This window comes from Methanogenium marinum (genome assembly GCF_028912405.1).
GTDB classification, from domain to species: domain Archaea; phylum Halobacteriota; class Methanomicrobia; order Methanomicrobiales; family Methanomicrobiaceae; genus Methanogenium; species Methanogenium marinum.
In genome coordinates this window covers 1154076-1171026 of record NZ_JAKELO010000002.1, presented here as the reverse complement: position 1 = coordinate 1171026, position 16951 = coordinate 1154076, and the positions used below count along the sequence as shown (strand labels likewise).

Annotated in this window: 19 protein-coding genes; 12 read left to right on the top strand and 7 right to left on the bottom strand. The window is 48.5% G+C overall.

The window, feature by feature from the left end; all coding sequences use genetic code 11:
* Positions 1 to 35: 35 nt before the first annotated feature.
* Complete coding sequence (locus tag L0665_RS06060) at positions 36 to 329, top strand: hypothetical protein (RefSeq protein WP_274924800.1); 294 nt, start codon at positions 36 to 38, stop codon at positions 327 to 329.
* Between the two features lie 225 nt (positions 330 to 554).
* Here L0665_RS06060 and L0665_RS06055 read toward each other — a convergent pair whose 3' ends face one another.
* Both L0665_RS06055 and L0665_RS06050 read right to left on the bottom strand, forming a co-directional pair.
* Positions 555 to 767 (bottom strand): hypothetical protein, encoded by a 213-nt coding sequence (locus L0665_RS06055; protein ID WP_274924799.1) that lies wholly within the window; start codon positions 765 to 767, stop codon positions 555 to 557.
* A complete protein-coding gene (locus L0665_RS06050) occupies positions 754 to 885 on the bottom strand; it encodes a hypothetical protein (protein WP_274924798.1) in 132 nt (43 codons plus the stop codon). Before L0665_RS06050 ends, L0665_RS06055 begins: the two co-directional genes overlap by 14 nt.
* Positions 886 to 1000: 115 nt before the next feature.
* Between L0665_RS06050 and L0665_RS06045 the strand changes: the two genes are divergently transcribed.
* The 3 genes from L0665_RS06045 (at position 1001) to L0665_RS06035 (ending at position 3123) form a co-directional block, all read left to right on the top strand.
* Complete coding sequence (locus L0665_RS06045; RefSeq protein WP_274924797.1) at positions 1001 to 1822, top strand: nitroreductase family protein; 822 nt, start codon at positions 1001 to 1003, stop codon at positions 1820 to 1822.
* Between the two features lie 214 nt (positions 1823 to 2036).
* Positions 2037 to 2537, top strand: coding sequence for a flavodoxin family protein (locus tag L0665_RS06040; RefSeq protein ID WP_274924796.1), 501 nt, complete (start codon positions 2037 to 2039; stop codon positions 2535 to 2537).
* A 292-nt stretch (positions 2538 to 2829) separates the two neighbouring features.
* Complete coding sequence (locus L0665_RS06035) at positions 2830 to 3123, top strand: hypothetical protein (RefSeq protein ID WP_274924795.1); 294 nt, start codon at positions 2830 to 2832, stop codon at positions 3121 to 3123.
* 421 nt (positions 3124 to 3544) lie between these two features.
* Here the strand turns inward: L0665_RS06035 and L0665_RS06030 are convergent, their stop codons facing one another.
* Positions 3545 to 3868, bottom strand: coding sequence for a DUF7557 family protein (locus tag L0665_RS06030; protein ID WP_274924794.1), 324 nt, complete (start codon positions 3866 to 3868; stop codon positions 3545 to 3547).
* Positions 3869 to 4024: 156 nt separating this feature from the next.
* Between L0665_RS06030 and L0665_RS06025 the strand changes: the two genes are divergently transcribed.
* The 5 genes from L0665_RS06025 to L0665_RS06005 all read left to right on the top strand — a co-directional run bounded on the left by L0665_RS06025 (position 4025) and on the right by L0665_RS06005 (position 10060).
* Complete coding sequence (locus tag L0665_RS06025; protein WP_274924793.1) at positions 4025 to 4723, top strand: tetratricopeptide repeat protein; 699 nt, start codon at positions 4025 to 4027, stop codon at positions 4721 to 4723.
* 540 nt (positions 4724 to 5263) lie between these two features.
* On the top strand, positions 5264 to 6136 hold the full coding sequence (locus L0665_RS06020; RefSeq protein WP_274924792.1) for a tetrahydromethanopterin S-methyltransferase subunit H family protein: 873 nt from the start codon (positions 5264 to 5266) through the stop codon (positions 6134 to 6136).
* Position 6137: 1 nt separating this feature from the next.
* Positions 6138 to 7955: an ASKHA domain-containing protein gene (locus L0665_RS06015; RefSeq protein ID WP_274924791.1), complete on the top strand. Its 1818-nt coding sequence runs from the start codon at positions 6138 to 6140 to the stop codon at positions 7953 to 7955.
* A gap of 208 nt (positions 7956 to 8163) precedes the next feature.
* Positions 8164 to 8802, top strand: a complete 639-nt coding sequence (locus L0665_RS06010) for a cobalamin B12-binding domain-containing protein (protein ID WP_274924790.1) — start codon at positions 8164 to 8166, stop codon at positions 8800 to 8802.
* Between the two features lies 1 nt (position 8803).
* Complete coding sequence (locus L0665_RS06005) at positions 8804 to 10060, top strand: uroporphyrinogen decarboxylase family protein (protein WP_274924789.1); 1257 nt, start codon at positions 8804 to 8806, stop codon at positions 10058 to 10060.
* Between the two features lie 137 nt (positions 10061 to 10197).
* Here L0665_RS06005 and L0665_RS06000 read toward each other — a convergent pair whose 3' ends face one another.
* The 3 genes from L0665_RS06000 to L0665_RS05990 form a co-directional block, all read right to left on the bottom strand.
* Positions 10198 to 11019, bottom strand: coding sequence for a carbonic anhydrase (locus tag L0665_RS06000; protein WP_338036422.1), 822 nt, complete (start codon positions 11017 to 11019; stop codon positions 10198 to 10200).
* A gap of 110 nt (positions 11020 to 11129) precedes the next feature.
* Complete coding sequence (locus tag L0665_RS05995; protein ID WP_274924788.1) at positions 11130 to 11936, bottom strand: winged helix-turn-helix transcriptional regulator; 807 nt, start codon at positions 11934 to 11936, stop codon at positions 11130 to 11132.
* An 8-nt stretch (positions 11937 to 11944) separates the two neighbouring features.
* A complete protein-coding gene (locus L0665_RS05990) occupies positions 11945 to 12661 on the bottom strand; it encodes a hypothetical protein (RefSeq protein ID WP_274924787.1) in 717 nt (238 codons plus the stop codon).
* Between the two features lie 385 nt (positions 12662 to 13046).
* Between L0665_RS05990 and L0665_RS05985 the strand changes: the two genes are divergently transcribed.
* From L0665_RS05985 to L0665_RS05975, 3 genes are all read left to right on the top strand, one after another.
* Entirely contained in the window at positions 13047 to 13811 is a 765-nt protein-coding gene (locus L0665_RS05985) for a hypothetical protein (protein ID WP_274924786.1), read from the top strand.
* 130 nt (positions 13812 to 13941) lie between these two features.
* Positions 13942 to 15069 (top strand): hypothetical protein, encoded by a 1128-nt coding sequence (locus L0665_RS05980; protein WP_274924785.1) that lies wholly within the window; start codon positions 13942 to 13944, stop codon positions 15067 to 15069.
* A gap of 293 nt (positions 15070 to 15362) precedes the next feature.
* Entirely contained in the window at positions 15363 to 15869 is a 507-nt protein-coding gene (locus tag L0665_RS05975) for a hypothetical protein (protein WP_274924784.1), read from the top strand.
* An 81-nt stretch (positions 15870 to 15950) separates the two neighbouring features.
* On the opposite strand, the gene L0665_RS05970 is transcribed toward L0665_RS05975, so the two are convergent.
* On the bottom strand, positions 15951 to 16772 hold the full coding sequence (locus L0665_RS05970) for a carbonic anhydrase (RefSeq protein WP_338036421.1): 822 nt from the start codon (positions 16770 to 16772) through the stop codon (positions 15951 to 15953).
* Positions 16773 to 16951 lie beyond the last annotated feature (179 nt).

The following is a 16951-nucleotide window of genomic DNA, read 5'->3' as shown; positions in this document are numbered from 1 at the left end:
CTATATTTATTATGTTCTAGATTCCTTGAATCATTATGGACTGCTGTGTTGAATGTGAATCCGAATCGCCAAAAAATGATATGACATTCTGTCCGAATTTGGGATACAGGCAACCGGTAGTAACAGACTTCGTAAGAACCCCAACAATAGAGCCGGTAGAATTGCGATCTGCCTCAACACCATTGGCTCAGGATGTATCCTCTCCTGAAATGGAGGCTAATACAAACGGAATGGTAAAAATTCTTCTTGCCATTGGTTTATCAATTGTAATTATCGGCATAATGATGACCGTGGCTTCCATTATTTTCATTTTAGTCTCCTGGATGTAGAGCACCGTCTTCCGGATTCAGCCGTTCTTCTTTTTCATCACCACAACCACCACAATACGTTTTTGAACCAGACTTCGTTCTTTGCAATTGAAATATGGATGTGATGTCTTATTCTGATCTCCGTCAGAAGATTGAAATCTCGAAAAAAAGGTATGGCAGTATACCTGACACTGACAGGTGTGATACTTTCTCCTGTTCAGAGGAGCGTATCTTCTTCCTCCTCTTTTAGTCAGGTTCAGGCTTCCCCGTCACATCATCCAGCTGGAAGAATCTGACCTTGATATGTGCGATAGAGGTAAACATCCTGAAAAGCCAGCGTGCCATCCCGTGCCGGTTTTCATCCACCAGTAAAGCTATTCGTTCGACTGACCTGGCTTTTGGTGAGTATACGAAGTCATCCCAGGCTCTGTGAGCCGTCCGGCCTTTAAAATTCTCCATATGGAAAAGGGGACGGATTTTTTATACAATTTTTGATTGCTTCTTCCATCGCAGGGACGATTGTCTGTTTGTAGTCCTCATCGGTGGAGTACCGCAGAGAATCTGATGCACCTGCCACCTACGGGGAAGCAATAAATGATTAAACAACACAGAGGGAAACAGAACGGAACCAGAGTCGAACCATAAAGGAACCCGAAAGGAACCAAAAAAAGAATCAAAAGGATGGTGAAGAAATGGCAACCATACTCGTGGACGAAGATCTCTGCACCCGGTGCGGAATATGCTCCGTCGTCTGCCCGATGTCAATTATTGACCCCGCTGTAGATGAGAATACCCTTCCCGTGGTCAGGGATGTGAATGCCGACATGTGCATTGCCTGTGGAAACTGTGAAGTCACCTGCCCGACACAGGCCCTCACCCTGAATCTCCGGCCGGACGAAAAAGAGGATATCCCGGCTGATGCCGGCAGAATATCAGCCGAAGATATTGGGTCTTATCTGAAAAAACGCAGGTCAGTGCGTAATTTCACGAAGATACCGGTGGCGAAGGAGGAGATCCTTCAGATGCTTGATATCGCACGGTACGCACCCTCAGGCAGCAACGGCCAGCCGGTGGAGTGGATTGTTGTGCATGACCCTGAAGATGTCAAAACGGTTTCCGCTCTGACCATTGAATGGATGAAAACCCTGATCGCTATCGCCCATCCCCTGAATGTGTATGCACCGGTACTGATCCGTGCCTGGAAGAATGGCCATGATGTCATCTGCCGCGATGCCCCGCATATGTTGGTTGCACATATTCCGGAGAATACGCCGATTGCATCTGTTGATGCCATCATCGCCCTCAGCCATTTTGATATAGCTGCTCCGGCGTTTGGTATTGGCACCTGCTGGGCAGGATTCGTATCAATGGCTGCCCTGTCCTATGAACCGCTTCGGGACGAACTGGGTATTCCCCCTGGACGGACGTGTGCCTTTGCGATACTGTTCGGTCACCCGAAGTACAAAACCTATGGCCTCCCCCGGCGCAACCCGGTGCAGGTGACGTGGCGGTAGGAGTGCTGTGCGTGCTCTTTCTCCGGGGAAGGCCTCCCATTTTCCCGGATGATTTATATTATCTGCAACAGTATACATCCGCCACCGAACCGTAGCCTACCGGATTCTTTTACTCTGGTGACGGTATGTCCCCTGCAGGCATTCATCCGGGGCACGGTGGCGGGCTGCAAAATTGAGAGAAAAAAACGGTGAGGGAAACAGGGGGAGACAAACCATGGCAATAACAACTATATTTTATTCATATTCCGGGGTGACCCGGGGCATAGCGGAGAAAATCAGATCGGAATGCGGCGGAGAACTTGTTGAGGTTGAGGTGGTGAAGCCCTATTCAACAATTATTGCCTACTCAAAGGGATGTTACCGGGCAATGAGGGGGGAGCCTGATGTGATTCGCCCTTCAGCCATTGATGTTTCCGGATCTGATCTGATCGTTATCGGCACACCTGTCTGGGCATTCCGGGCCTCTCCGGCAATAAACGGAGCTGTTGAAGCACTGACAGGATGTGTGGGAAAAACTGCCATTCTCTTTGCAACATGCGGTGCAGATGCGAAAGATACCATCCCGCACCTTGCAGAAGCGCTCAAAGCAAAAGGCGTGGATGTCAAAGAATCGTTTGAGTTCGATAAAAAAGGTGTAGAGGACAAGGATCAGATTGATGCCCTCATCGCTGCGGTCAAATCTGCTGGTGGGGTTGAGACACAGACTGCTGCCTGATAGTGCACCGGCATCCTTTGTCTGGCACTCTGTGCTTTTTTTTCTCTTTTTTTCCTGACTCTTGTATGGGGTAGCGGTTGTTATCTGAAGCTGGTAAATGAGCAGATATTTTCTCTGGTTTCTGGGGATGTCCGTTTGATATGAAAATGCCTGAAAAATATTTTTATTAAAAAAGGATGCCTGATTTTCTGTTATTCATGCATAAATAATAAAATCATCGTCAAAATGGCACTAAAAAGCATATGAATTATTATAACTACATTTATTATGTTCTACGTTCTTTTGAATTATTATGGCGTCCGGTGGTGAATGTAGATTAGAAATCCCCGTAAATGATACGGTGTCCTGTCCGGATTGGATCCCCGACAGACTATCAGGGGTTGTTTCTCCTGAAACTGCCACATTTGATGATATAGATCTGGATTCTGTCTCGTTACCATCGGTCAATGATGCTCTCACTCCTGAATCAGAGCCTCATACAAAAACGATTGTGGGTTTTCTTCTTATCGCCGGGGTAATTCTTGTCTGTCTGGGCATTGTGATTACGGTGGCTTCAATTATTTTTCTTCTTGTGTCCGGGTTATAGTGTTCGTTTTGGCTTCACCCCCCTATAATAAACAGCAATATCAACACCACCAGATGGTTTTGAACCATATTTTACCGGTTTACACGTATTCAGCGATATTTCAATTAAATCAATTCCTGATGTGATATCTGTATTTAAGGAAATATTTGATAATTTTCAAAACAAATCCGGATGTCTGGTTATTGGATGATAATCTATGATTATCAACCCAAAACATAGTATCTGCTTATAATATGATAAATTGAAAATATCTAATTTAAACCAGATATTTTTTGGGGCATGAAAATGAGTAAAAGGATATATGCGGTAATAACCGGTTTTTATGTTGACCATTCTCAGTAGGAAGTCAGGGATTGGGTGGATTATGTAGATGGTCTCCGGGAATGCATTTATTCTTCTGAATATCCCTGATTTTCTCAATCTACTTTTCTTCCGGTTCGCATCCTTCTGTTCTCTCAATGAGTTTCTGCACAATCTCCTCATGCGTATAAAAAATCCCTTTTCTCAATTCTGCAAGTGATTTCTCAATTGTCTTTAATGTCTCCTCACTCAGCGGTTCATCATCAATTGCCCGATCAGTCAGGCGTGCAATAACTGAGTCATAGGACTCGTCGGAACTCTCTTTCAGGAAGTCAAGCCGTTCCTGTGTGCGGGGGCTTATGAGGATGGTGACAGATGCAGGTTCTGCAACAGGTTTGGTGTCCGGTTCAGTATCAGGGTTGGGAGACTGGTGCATGGATGACATTGGATTCGCCTCATGAAAAGCGTGTATGGTCGCAGAGCAGGGACGAAACGTATGATCTCTCCGTTTATTTTCGGCTGAATCCCGGCAGATACGAAAAGAAAAGAGTATGAATTGCAGGGGGTGAAGTAATGATACTGAAGAGGGAGGATATAAAAAATGGAAAAATCAGAAAATAATCGCGTAGATGATCTGGTAACCGAAGGAAATGCTCTGGCAGATCAGAAAAACTACGAAGAGGCAATTGCGGTATATGATCAGGCGATAGAGGGCGACCCGGAAAATGCCGCTGCCTGGTACCATAAAGGCTGTGCCCAGTATAACCTGACCCGATACGAGGAGGCAGTTCAGGCATACAGCCGTTCACTCGCATCTGATCCGGATATTGTCGAAACATGGGATTCTCTGGGGGTTTCCCTCACGAATCTGAAACAGTATGAAGAGGCATGCGAAGCCTTTGACCTGGCCCTTGCCCTTGATAGAACGATCACTTCCGTCTGGTATCACCGGGGATTTGTCCTTGGTGAAATGAAGAACTTTGAAGAGGCAGTCAGATCGTATTGCCGGGCACTTGAAACAGATCCGGATGACATTATGTCATGGGTAAACATGGGAACCGCCCTCAATAATCTGGGACGCCATGCGGAAGCGGTTGATGCAAGTGATCTTGCTCTTGCTCTGGACCCAAATTATGTGCCTGCCCTGAACACCAGGGCGGATGCCATGATGGGTCTGGAATGCTATAAAGAAGCACTTGCAGGCTATAACCAGGCACTGGCAGTTGACCCTCAGGATGCCCATGCATGGCACAATAAAGGGTCCGCCCTGGTGAAGCTTCGTCCGGGCGACACCCCCTGAAGAAAAGGCAAAAATACGATACCTATCCCGGTATCGCCGGGGTACCTGATGGTGTTCATTGATGTCCGTCTGGTGGCGGCATGAATGCCATCGCATTATTTTTTGAATGTGCGTGGAGGGAAAAAAGGTTGCGAGTGCCCTTCCCAACGCAAAACCACGTATTTGTTTGGTAATTTTTGGACGATACATGCATACAGAGACTGTGTGTCCGGCCCTTCTGGGATGTAGGCGGGTATATATACAGAAATGCAGCGAGAGAGATACACAGAAATGAGCCGCTCCAAACAGGAAAATTGAATCGGAATTCCTGGTGTTCCACCCTTTTGGCATTCATTTTATTTCGAGTGAAATGAGTAATTATTAAAATAATCTGCAATTTTGCACTATCTATCGGAACCCGGTCAGTATGGAATTGGCACCTGCATAAAATATTTATGACATGATAGGAAATTACCACAGAAAGATAGAAGATCTGGTCTTTTTTTTAAGAAAATGTGAGGATTGTGAGAGAAAACGGGATCTACATAAGAGTGTGATATCATGTACAGGTTCAAAACCGATCAAAAGACGTTTGACATTGCAGGTGTCAAAGTGGGCGGGCAGCCAGGAGAACGTCCGACTGTCCTCGTCGGGAGTATGTTCTATTCCCGGCACAAGATCGTGACCGATGAAAAGAAAGGGATATTCGACACCGATGCAGCTGAAGCATTGATCCGGAGACAGGCAGAACTTGGAGAAATAACCGGAAATCCTGCTCTCATCGATATTATCTCATCATCATCTGAAGCAGTCATCCGCTATATTGATTTTGTGGCGGGCATGACCGACAGACCATTTCTTATAGATTCTGCCAGTCCGGGCGTAAAAATAGCCGCTATTGAGTATGCAAAAGAGACGGGGCTTGAAAAAAGAATCATCTACAACTCCGTATCTGCGGAGACCAAAGAGGATGAATTTGCTGCCCTGATGAAAAATGGCATCGAAGCGGGCATTCTTCTCACCTATACGAAAGATCTCATGAGAAGCAGGTCACGCGAAGAAATGGTTGAGATCCTCGCACCAAAGATGGAGGACGCAGGTGTCACCAAAATTCTGGTGGACACCTTTGTGATGGACGTCCCGTGTCTCACCCCCTCAAATAAAGCGACCATTGAAATAAAGAGCCATACTGGTCTTCCCTGTGGGACAGCGGCGCACAATGCCATATCCACGTGGAAAGGGCTGAAGAAGATGCTCGGCAAAGAAGGGGTGAAAGCAGCGGACCTTACGGCAAGCCTCATGCCGGTCTTCGCAGGAGCGGATTTTGTCCTGTATGGGCCGGTCGGGGCCTGTGAATATATCTTCCCTGCGGTATTCACCGTAAATACCTCATACCGATACGCAGCCAGGATGAAAGAGACAATAGAAGTGTGATATGGAAGACGACATTACCGTAACCTTCGAACCGGAGGGAAAGACCGTCATTGCCTCTTCCCACACGCTCCTTGAACTGGCGCAGTGTGCGAATATTGGTCTTCGCGGAGAGTGTGGGGGAAAGGGCGGGTGCGGGAAGTGCAAAATTAAAATCGTAGCACTGAATGGTGTACTCAACGAACCGATGAAAAGTGAGCGGGTTCACCTGACAGATGACCAGATTGTAGAGGGGTACCGGCTGGGCTGTCAGACCCGGCTCCTCTCCGGCAGGTGCACGGTGTACGTCCCACCGGAAAGCAGGACCGGCAAGCGACTGATCTCCGGTGTCGGACTGGATGAAGATGTCCCTCTTGAGCCCTTAGTGCGAAAATTCCATCTCTCTCTGGTACCTCCGACCTTTGACGACACCCGGCCTGACCGGAAAAGGCTGGAAGATGCACTGAATAAACCGGTGTATGTCCCCCTGAGCATTCTTGCCACCCTCCCCACCACACTTCGCACCGCAGGCTGGGACGTGACAGCCGCCCTATGGAATTCCCGTGTCATCGCTGTCGAGCCGGGTGACACCACAAAAGAGGTATTCGGTGCCGCAGTCGACATCGGTTCGTCCAAGGTCATCTGTCACCTCGTCAGCCTCGCAACCGGGGAGACGGTCGCATCTGCCAATGCGGAAAACCCCCAGATTATGTATGGTGAAGATGTCGTCTCCCGGATTACCTATGCCTCAAAACGACCGGAACACCTCCAAAAAATGCAGGACCTCATAATAAGCACCGTGAACCGGCTCCTTGATGCGGTCTGCCAGAAGAGTGGCATTCCATCTGAACAGGTATATGAACTGGTCTTTGTTGGGAATTCGGTCATGCACCACCTGTTTTTGGGAATATCACCGAAACATATCGGTGTCGCTCCTTTTGTTCCGGTAACCGGTTCGCTGGAGAGTTTCCCGGCAAAAGAACTTGGTGTCCGGATGAATCCGGAAGGGATGGTAACGGCGGTCCCCCTTATTGAGGGGTATATCGGGTCTGACGCGGTCGCAAACCTCCTGATCACAAGAATTTATCAGAGTGAGAAGGTCTCTCTCACTATTGACATCGGGACAAATTCAGAGATCCTTTTGGGCAATAACGAACGGATTTTCGCATGTTCTGCCCCGTCCGGGCCTTCATTTGAAGGAGCGCATATCAGTTCCGGTATAAAAGCAGTCACCGGTGCAATCGAGAGCGTGACCATCGAGGGGGACACGCTCACCTATACTACCATAGACGATGCAAAACCGAAAGGGATCTGTGGAAGTGGGGTCATCGACCTCGTTGCAGAACTATTCCTTGCTGACGTGATCACGAAGACCGGGAAGTTCAGGGACCTGAACCATCCACGTATCATTGAGGATGGTGTCCCGAAGTTTGTCATCGCCTGGAATAAGGAAACTGCGACAGATGGTGATATTACCATAACGGAGAAGGACATCAACGAATTTCTCCTTGCGAAAGGGTCACTGAATACGGGATGGACCATTCTTTCACGGCACTATGGTATCAGTCCGTCTGATATTGATTCGATATATCTGGCGGGGTCATTCGGGACGCATATTGATATTGAAAATGCCATCACCCTCTCCCTTATTCCTGATATTGACCGCAAACAGATCTTCTTTGCCGGAGAGACAGCCGTTGGCGGCGCGAAAATGGTGCTGAAATCTGTATCTGAGAGAAAACAGCTCCCTCAGATTTTACGCTCAATCGTTTATATCGAGCTCTCGGTTGAACCGACCTTCAACACCGTGTATATCAAATCTATACCACTCTCCCCCAAATGAGAGTGCCTTAAACAGACACATTTTTTCTCGTCAGAATGAGCGTTGTTCATAATCTTTACCCATTAGGTGCTGATTATGTATCACAAGAACAATGTGACTGAAATCAATTATTATTGTCCAAATTCACTTTGTTCTGGGGCAAACGTATATGTGCAACTTTGACCAGATTACCCGCTATCTCACATTATCAGTGAGAAGGAGGAAGAGTATGACAGATGAGAGAGAAAATTTCATCAATGCGCTTGTCGACCTCGATGAGACAAAATGCATCGAACTCCTGAAACAGCGGGTTGCTGCAGGTGAGGACCCGGGTATTGTTTTGGAAGACGTGAGAAAGGCGACCGACATTGTGGGCGAGAGATTTGAAGACGGGCGGTTCTTTGTCTCAGACCTGATGATGGTCGGTGAAATTCTAAAGCAGATCATGGAGATCCTCAGGCCCCTTTTCGAGACCGGTGACATGGAGGACAAGGGTACGATTATCATCGGGACGGTGGGGGGAGATGTGCATGATATCGGCAAAAATATTGTCACGGCACTTCTTGAGGCAGAAGGCTTTACGGTCATTGACCTTGGTATTGACGTCCCTCCCGAAGCGTTTGTATCAGCAATTAAAGAGCACAAACCTATCGTCGTTGGGCTGAGCGGACTCCTTACTGAAGCCATAGAGTCGATGAAAGAGACAATCGATGCAATCTCTGCGGCAGGTCTGCGTGACCAGGTGAAGATCATCGTCGGCGGTGGGCGTACCGACCTTGAGACAATGGAATATACCGGAGCAGATGCCTGGTCTGATAATGCCACATCGGGTGTCACCACATTCCGGAAACTTGCGGGAGTGGAATAAAATGGATGCTGCGGCAGTATACCGGGAGAAGCTGGACCGGCTTGAAGCAGTGATAAACGGAAAAGAACCGGATCGTGTGCCGGTAACCGCCATGATGAGCCTGTTCCACGCCCATTATTCCGGATATAAGGCAACCGAGACCATCTTTGATTTTGCTAAGAATAAAGAAGCGGCTCTGAAAGTGGCCCGGGACTTTGATTTTGATTCGCTCTTGGTTTTGACCGGTCTTGAAGCGACCTTTATGAGCATGGCTTTTATGCATTCAGGGCCGGACCTTGTCCCGACCGCACGGTTTATGGAGGGGCGGTATCACGATATTCTCAAAGATGTCTATACCAAATGGCCGGGACGGGAACTCGCTGAAGATTCCCACCCCCAGTTCATCGGGAAGGAGATACTGAAGGTTGAGGAGTATGGGCAGTTTACCGAAGACCCGTCCACCTTTATGAACCGGGTCGCTCTGCCGAGGATCTGTGGTGCACTCAGTGATCCGGGTTCTCCCGAATCGATAGCCGCCCTTGCCCGGTATGGTTCAGCGTTGGCAGCCTCCGGTGCAGCAATGGGTGATCTCGTTTCGGAGTTTGCCGGGTGCGGTATTCCAACCTTTCCGATGGCATTTAGTTATTCCCCTCTTGATGTCCTCGGTGATTTCCTGCGGAATATCAATAATCTCGTCCTTGACTGTTACCGCCATCCCGATGAGGTGAAGAAGGCTGCTGAAGCGATAACGCCTCTTCTGATTGAATCGGCACGGATTACGGGTGCCGTCCCGCCGGAGATGCAGAAGGCCCTTGGGACGAATGTAGTGGAGTGTTTCTTCCCGCTTCATCTCAATGAGTATCTGAACCCAAAACTCTACGAAGAGTTTTACTGGCCATATCTCCGGAAGGTGTTTGAAGCGGTCATCGATATGGGGCAGACGCCATATGTGTTCTTTGAAGGCAGACATGATGCCCATCTTGAAACCCTGCTCGACCTTCCGAAAGGCAAGATAATTGCCGTGTTTGATAAAACCGATCCCCGGAAAGTGAGAGATGTTCTGGGCGATCATGTGATCCTCTCAAGCGGTCCGCCCAATTCACTTCTTATCGGAGGGACGCCACAGAAAGTGGATGACTACATGAAGAGTATGCTTGATGACTGCAAAGAAGGCGGGCTCTTGATCTTCCCCGGTGTTGACGGTGGTATCTCCGGGGAAGCCAAGCCTGAAAATGTCCGGGCAGTCATTGATGCAGTCAAAAAATACGGGACATACTGAAAATATCCCCGATAATGCCCATGAATCGATTCCTCATTTTTTCGGTGACCCCTCCCTTTTTTCTCTGCGTGTCTGAATTGGGCTGCTAAATGCCTCTTTGGATAACGGTGTCTGGAAATCCCCGGATGGGGGAGAGGTTATATCACCTGTGACAGACTGCCTGTTTCAAGATCATAATACAGACCATGTACCCCGATTCTCCCCTCATCAATGGCCAGCCGAACGGATGGATAGGTCATCAGGTGTTCAACCTGGAGCCGGACGTTTTCCCGCTCGATCTGGTGAGAGCGTTCCTTTTCTTCTTCAGGAGTCTCCGGCGTCAGCATCCGGGCATCAACCCGTGTCTTTGCCTCACGGGCATCGTTGAGCCAGGGTGTGAGATAGGGGTCCTGAAGATCGGCATCCATCGCTTTTATGGCACCACAGTCGGAATGGCCGACGACAACAATCTCTTCGACCTTCAGGTAATTGATGGAATATTCGACAACCGCAAACAGGCTCCAGTCATGACTTGACACGATATTGCCGACATTCCGGGTGACAAAGATTTCGCCGGGACTGGAACTGGTAATCCGTTCCGGGTCCGCCCGCGAATCCGAACAGCCTATCCAGAGGATGCCGGGACTCTGTCCCTGGGCAAGACCCTGGTATCGTTCGGGATCTTTATTGAAGACATTCTTTCTGAACTCTTCGTTTCCCTGGAGGAGCTGTTCTACGAGCAGGCTCTTCGTTTTTGTGGCGGTGGCCGGATCGGTGCTCGTATATGCCGTGATGATATTCCCGGTTCCGGGCAGACCAGGTAAGAGCATGTTCTCCCCGGTACTGATCGCGAATAGCTGAGGGTCAGGCGTGACTGGTGCATTCAAATCAGCCGCTGAAGTTATACCGGCAATTGCCCCCGGCAGCAGGCTGATAACGAGGACCAAAATGACCATGGCCAAAAAGACATTCGATCGCATACCCCTACGGGATACTTCAGATGCATAATAATTTCGATCACAGGAACCGGATGGTGACCGTTGTTTGTCCGGGTGGCAATGCCGTCAGGACCATTCTGTACAGATATAGATTATACGGAAGCCCGTCCTGCCATATTATCATACACTGTCGACATGTCGCCCGTGAGGTAGTGCCGGGCAACCCTCCCCTCCTTTCTCTGCTCGATAATCCGGTCGTTTAACAGGAAATGCATGTGCCAGCTGACAGAAGGCCCGGAAATTCCGACCTGACTGCTGATCTCACGGCGGGATATTCCGGGATGGTGGAGGACCGTCTCAATGATTTTTTTGTCACTTGAATGACTGAGATACATCAGCATTGCCCGCTCTTCATCCGAAAATTTGCCGGAATTCTCAAAATACCGGGTCGTATTCTTGCATTCTTCTGACTTTATCACATGAAAATTGGTGAGGACATTGAGATGGTAGCTCAGGTTCTTGTAGCTAAACCCGGTGGAGCGTTTCAGGTCAGAGAGCTGGATGCCGGGATTTTCCTTTACACAGGAACAGATCATCTTACGGGGAGTATTATCCAGGATATTGTTATGGGTAACTCTTTTGAACCCCCCGATGATGGGTAGATTGGCCGCGGAGAGATATTTTCCCAGGTAGATAACCCCCGGTGTTACTGCAGCAACACCCAGGATGACAAGTACCCCGGACGGTAAATCCGCCAGGCGGATGGGCGTGGGTTCAGGATCATTGAGAAGTATGGTCTCTGCTGAGCGGGGGGTAAAGTAGACATCGCTGTATTCCGGGTAGATATCATACGCCGGTTCGACCACATAGCCGCCCGTTTCAACAGCAGTGACAGCAGGTGTTATCACGGTCACAATGAGCAGAACGAGAACCAGATTTGTTAATCGCGGGGAAATCATCTCAAACCTCACACGACAAGCAGCATGAACGGCTGGGTGCCGTCAACCTGTTCTCCTTCGACAACCGCGTACCAGTCACCCGGTTTGATACCATCCGGGCGGGAAATCTGAAGATAAATCCTGCCGTTTACCTTCCCGTCGCTGTCGTCATAATATGGCCCCATCATCCCGTCCGGGGCAAAGATGGTAAGTTTCAGGGAATCCTTTGTATTCCCCCAGAGCAGATCATACGTGAACCGGCTGAGATTCTCCGGCATCTGACGGTGAAAGGGTTTTAATTCTCCCTCTTTAATGGACTTGTCCATGTAGCCGATGACACAGTAGCCGCTCGTATCGGTCACCGCATTCTCCAGACCCATCTCCTGTTTCTGTGAGAGGTTCAGTTCCCGTATGTTCACCGGCCCGGTCTCGTCCCATGCTGTCGCACCGAACGGGCATTCGGGATGTTTTTCGTCGTCCCCCGGATGATGGCCGCCCCAGTGGTAGGGCTGGCTCCATATTTCTTCGAGCAGTTTTGGATCAACGTTTGCCTTCATTTTTTCATAATTTTCTGTGGTATAGGCAATCCGGGCCACGTCCCCTTCGGTGATATTCTCTCCCCAGTGCTCATTCAGCCATTCCATCCCTTCTTCGGTATAATCTCCTGAGATTTGAAAAGCTGCAGCTCCGGTAAACAGGAAAAGAAGTGCCATCAACACACCGACAATCAGGTATCTGTTGTTCATCTGTTATTGCTCCTCATCCGGGGTCCCCTCAAGTCCCCCGGATGTTTGAGTATTCCATATGTGTTTATAAATAGATTATTCCCAATCTCTCTACATATCGCTGACAAATAGTGCATCCTGATGGCAGGTGATGTGATTCGGATCACATCCGGGTGAGTGCTGCCTTCTTCATGAACACCAAAATGTATGATTCCTGAAATTCGGAAGGATTACCAATTCGATCATTTTCTCATTGCTATGTTCCGAACCTTCGATTTTGATGAGTAGTAAATAACATATGTAGAGCGTTCTGGAATAAAAGGTATTTAATAATAAAGAAAATCGGTAATTGTCGGGTCAGAGGAAAGAGCCGGATTACCATGTCACTCATCTTCTCCAAAGACTTATGACAGCAGGCCCAGCCGGGCAGACCGGAATCACCGAACCGGCCGGGATGGACGTGAAAAAAATGAACAGATCACTAAAACTTTCAATGCTTGCAGGGCTCATGGTCCTGCTGGTATTCGTCGCCCCTTCTGTGAGCGCCTTTGAAATATCAGGCACGTACACAGAAGAGGGTCAGAAATGGCTGAATGAACACTGGGGAGAGGAGATTACGCTTGGTGAACTGGCGAAGATCGCGTACACTGAGGAAAATTATGAGAAAATAAAGGCAAATGTTGACGCAAAACTGCTTGAAGACGTGTGGAGTCAGCCGTATTTCTGGGGAGAACGCTACCCCCTGAAGGTTGTTACTCCCGGTCCTAAGATCTTTGATGAGAACAGCCAGCCTGTTGACGACCCGGACGGTTCGATCCTTGCAGGGATCATGGACGGTAGTATTAAATCCCTGCGGTCAGGTATCGTCGTCACAGCAGACCCGGTTAGTTATTCCGGAGGGTATATCAGGCATGGTGGGAGCGGATACGTGTATGGCGAAGTATATGTTGGTTCTCTAAGAGTTGAATCCCAACTTCACGGGAACGGAGATTGGCTGTCTACATCATACAATGTTAAATATGGCTATGATAACGATCCTCGTATAACATTATTGACATCCGGCGCTCGGAGCCCGGTTCATGACACCCTGTACCAATCCCAGACAGTTGCACAATCAACGAATCCAACTGCAAGTGGAAGCACGTGGTCTCCTTCATACTATTATTCATGAAGGAATACCTATTTTTTTACCGGAGCAATTATTTATGAAACTATCAGGGAAAGTGTCCTTTATCTTTTTGTTAATTTCTTTTTGTTCATTAGTTATCATGCCTTGCATCGCTGCATCCTTGGATATCCGTATGCCAATTGCAGGTTCAAATAAGGACTGGATTGACAGCCATATTGACAACAATCGTATTGCCACATATGTAAGTAGCTCCGTACCTGCGGCAATAATGGTATTCAATGCAGATGGTACTTTGTACCAAAGTATCCCTCTTTCCAATGATCAAATGGATCTTGACTCTTTGGAATTTTCTGACGGCAGAATCTATTATTCTGAATACGACTCTTCCGAACTGTCTTATTCACGAACGGAAACGGTCTATGAATTTGATCTTTCTACCGAAGAACAACGGACAATCTACAACACTACCGGGCCTCAACAAAGAGTCACAAATATTGCCGCTGATGGGGATCATGTAGTATTACGTGGGGGAGTTGATGATCAGGATCTCATCCTGCATACTCTTTCAACCGGCACGAATCAGATAATCTTCGATTCCAGAGACATTATTTATGGCCTTGCTAAAGATGGTGATCGGATCATGTGGGGATGCGAACGGACCGATGGGGAACCAGGGCGGGAGATTCATGTCTACACTGTCTCTACCGGTGAGGATGATATCATTGAGGAAAGTCAGTCAATCAGAACGTTGGGATATGGTGATATTTCAGGTGACCGGGTTGTCTGGATTAGAACAGCAGAGGAACCGGACACATCACTAGGATACCCGAGTCTTACGACTGCAGGTGGGGATATCCGTTTGACCAACCTGTCAACGGGAGAGACGTTTTCTATCGAAATCATCAATGCACTGAGCTCCACGTATATTTCCGAAGATATAGTTGTCTATGTAAAAAAACCGGAAGTCGATTACGATAATCCGAATACCGGAACGATCAGGGTATATGATATCGGGACAGCTACCTTCAGCGACATTGCATCAGAGGTTGCAGGAGTCACTGATTTTGACAATGGACTGGTTATCTGGCACAGGTACTCACCACGGTCTGACTGGCTCACCACTCTCCCGGGGATGGTCCCGAATGCGGTATCCCCGGAGAATACGCAGAATGTAGAAGATATTCAGGGCGGCGTAGCGCAAAATAATTCTCCACAGAATAACCCGGTAAATATGGTTGTTCTTGTACTGGTCCTTATCGGTGGCATCGCAACTATTTCGCTTCTGAAAAAAAGAAAATAACCTGTAAACCCAGGATATATAATTCTCTTTTCTATGTGTTTCCTTGCTTGTATGATTTGTTTCATCGTTTAATGATTGAGATAGATCATGGGAAAAAAGATCTTCATGGAATGAGAGTCTGATCAGGTACATGTGGTCTGACTCTTTCTCCCCAATTCCACCCGCAGGGCATCATTCATACAAAAACGGCCGCATCGCAGGACTCTTTCTGACCGTCTCTGTGACTGCCTGCCGGAAAATGCCCCACAGATATATCGGATGCCATGCACCAGCATTATTCAGGAAGAACGGGTATGAGTAATGTTGAAGGCTTTCTTTTTATGGTGATACTTTTTGAGATTGTTGCCGGTATTATGGGCGTTGTGCTGCTCTCTATAGTCTATGCAGTTCTCAGCAGAACGGAAAACCGGATTATTCGCCTCGGGCTCCCCGCCCTTGTCATGGCAGCGGGCTTTGTCCTTTTTATGCCGATTGATGTCCCGATGCTTCTTGTCGGGGCACTGATATTCGTGGTGCCCATGGCAGTGCTCATTTTCCCTTTCGTGTTTTCCCATTGGTTCGGTGAGGATGTGCGGTTCACCCGGATTCTCATCTGCGATATCCTCGTCTCAGTTGTGGGGGTTTTTCTCCCGCATCTCCTTGTCTGGTCCGGCCTGTCGATGGTTCCGGCAATCTACTGGCACACCCCTCTTTCCAATGGCATAGTCTATGCCTGTGTAATTGCATTGGATATTGGCCTGGCGGCAATAATCTATCGTGGCCTGGGATGGGGAGGGAAAATACCCCGGCCGGATATCTGAGTGGCTGTATAATAAGGCTGATGATATTTTGGAAGGGAGCCTCGCCTGTTTCTCTGGGAGTAAAGCGGGATACCCGGCCGGTCAGACCACCTGTGACAGACTGCCCGTTTTAAGATCATAATACAGACCATGCACCCCAATTCTCCCCTCATCGACCGCCTGCCGGACGAAAGGGTAGGTCATCAGGTGTTCAACCTGCAGCCTGATATTTTCAAGTTCTATCTGGTGGGTGCGTTCTTTTATTTCTTCAGACGTTTTTGGCGGTGAAATCCGGGCATCGACCCGTGCCTTTGCCTCACGGGCATCGTTGAGCCAGAGTGCGATGTAGGGGTCCTGAAGATCTTTATCCAGTGCTTTTACCGCCCCGCAGTCGGAATGGCCGACGACAACAATTTCCTGCACTTTCAGGTGACTGATGGAATATTCAACAACCGCAGAGAGGCTCCAGTCATGGGCCGGCACGATATTTCCCACATTCCGGGTGACGAAGAGTTCACCGGGAGGGGCACTCGTTATCCGTTCCGGGTCCGCCCGTGAATCCGAACAGCCTATCCAGAGGACGCCCGGACTCTGTGCCTGTGCCAGCATCTGGTATCGTTCGGGATCTTTATTGAAGTCATTCTCGGTAAATTCCCTGTTCCCCTGAAGGAGTTGATCAATGAGCGGGCTTTTTGCCCCGGTGCCAGAACCGGAACCGGACATGGTATCTTTCGTGACTGAACCCGTGGTTTTGGGTGGCTTTGTAACAGGTGTTTTTGCCTCTTTACTGCGTGTGAAAGGCAGAGAATCAGTGAGGGATGGTGCACTTAAATCAGCTGTTTCTGTTATTCCGGCACTCACACCGGCCGGCCCCCCGGAAATGTCGCTTAGAATGATCCTGACGCCAAAAGCATTCGATCGCATACCCTTAGGGGATAGTGCAAAAACATAATACTTTGGATCAGACAGAACCGGACACTTCCCGGAAGAGAGAATGAGTATTTTCTCTCTCTGTTCATCTCCTATGGACAGGGAGTGTCTCCGACCGTTTTCCCTCCCTCTTTCTCCCTGACGGGTGGGTACATATCGTAGGTTTTTATCCT

Bases quoted from the DNA above. Each gene is read 5' to 3' on its own strand.
- L0665_RS06060 (WP_274924800.1), top strand. From the start codon at position 36: ATGGACTGCTGTGTTGAATGTGAATCCGAATCGCCAAAAAATGATATG.
- L0665_RS06055 (WP_274924799.1), bottom strand. From the start codon at position 767: ATGGAGAATTTTAAAGGCCGGACGGCTCACAGAGCCTGGGATGACTTC.
- L0665_RS06045 (WP_274924797.1), top strand. From the start codon at position 1,001: ATGGCAACCATACTCGTGGACGAAGATCTCTGCACCCGGTGCGGAATA.
- L0665_RS06040 (WP_274924796.1), top strand. From the start codon at position 2,037: ATGGCAATAACAACTATATTTTATTCATATTCCGGGGTGACCCGGGGC.
- L0665_RS06035 (WP_274924795.1), top strand. From the start codon at position 2,830: ATGGCGTCCGGTGGTGAATGTAGATTAGAAATCCCCGTAAATGATACG.
- L0665_RS06030 (WP_274924794.1), bottom strand. From the start codon at position 3,868: ATGTCATCCATGCACCAGTCTCCCAACCCTGATACTGAACCGGACACC.
- L0665_RS06025 (WP_274924793.1), top strand. From the start codon at position 4,025: ATGGAAAAATCAGAAAATAATCGCGTAGATGATCTGGTAACCGAAGGA.
- L0665_RS06020 (WP_274924792.1), top strand. From the start codon at position 5,264: ATGTACAGGTTCAAAACCGATCAAAAGACGTTTGACATTGCAGGTGTC.
- L0665_RS06015 (WP_274924791.1), top strand. From the start codon at position 6,138: ATGGAAGACGACATTACCGTAACCTTCGAACCGGAGGGAAAGACCGTC.
- L0665_RS06010 (WP_274924790.1), top strand. From the start codon at position 8,164: ATGACAGATGAGAGAGAAAATTTCATCAATGCGCTTGTCGACCTCGAT.
- L0665_RS06005 (WP_274924789.1), top strand. From the start codon at position 8,804: ATGGATGCTGCGGCAGTATACCGGGAGAAGCTGGACCGGCTTGAAGCA.
- L0665_RS06000 (WP_338036422.1), bottom strand. From the start codon at position 11,019: ATGCGATCGAATGTCTTTTTGGCCATGGTCATTTTGGTCCTCGTTATC.
- L0665_RS05995 (WP_274924788.1), bottom strand. From the start codon at position 11,936: ATGATTTCCCCGCGATTAACAAATCTGGTTCTCGTTCTGCTCATTGTG.
- L0665_RS05990 (WP_274924787.1), bottom strand. From the start codon at position 12,661: ATGAACAACAGATACCTGATTGTCGGTGTGTTGATGGCACTTCTTTTC.
- L0665_RS05985 (WP_274924786.1), top strand. From the start codon at position 13,047: ATGACAGCAGGCCCAGCCGGGCAGACCGGAATCACCGAACCGGCCGGG.
- L0665_RS05980 (WP_274924785.1), top strand. From the start codon at position 13,942: ATGCCAATTGCAGGTTCAAATAAGGACTGGATTGACAGCCATATTGAC.
- L0665_RS05975 (WP_274924784.1), top strand. From the start codon at position 15,363: ATGAGTAATGTTGAAGGCTTTCTTTTTATGGTGATACTTTTTGAGATT.
- L0665_RS05970 (WP_338036421.1), bottom strand. From the start codon at position 16,772: ATGCGATCGAATGCTTTTGGCGTCAGGATCATTCTAAGCGACATTTCC.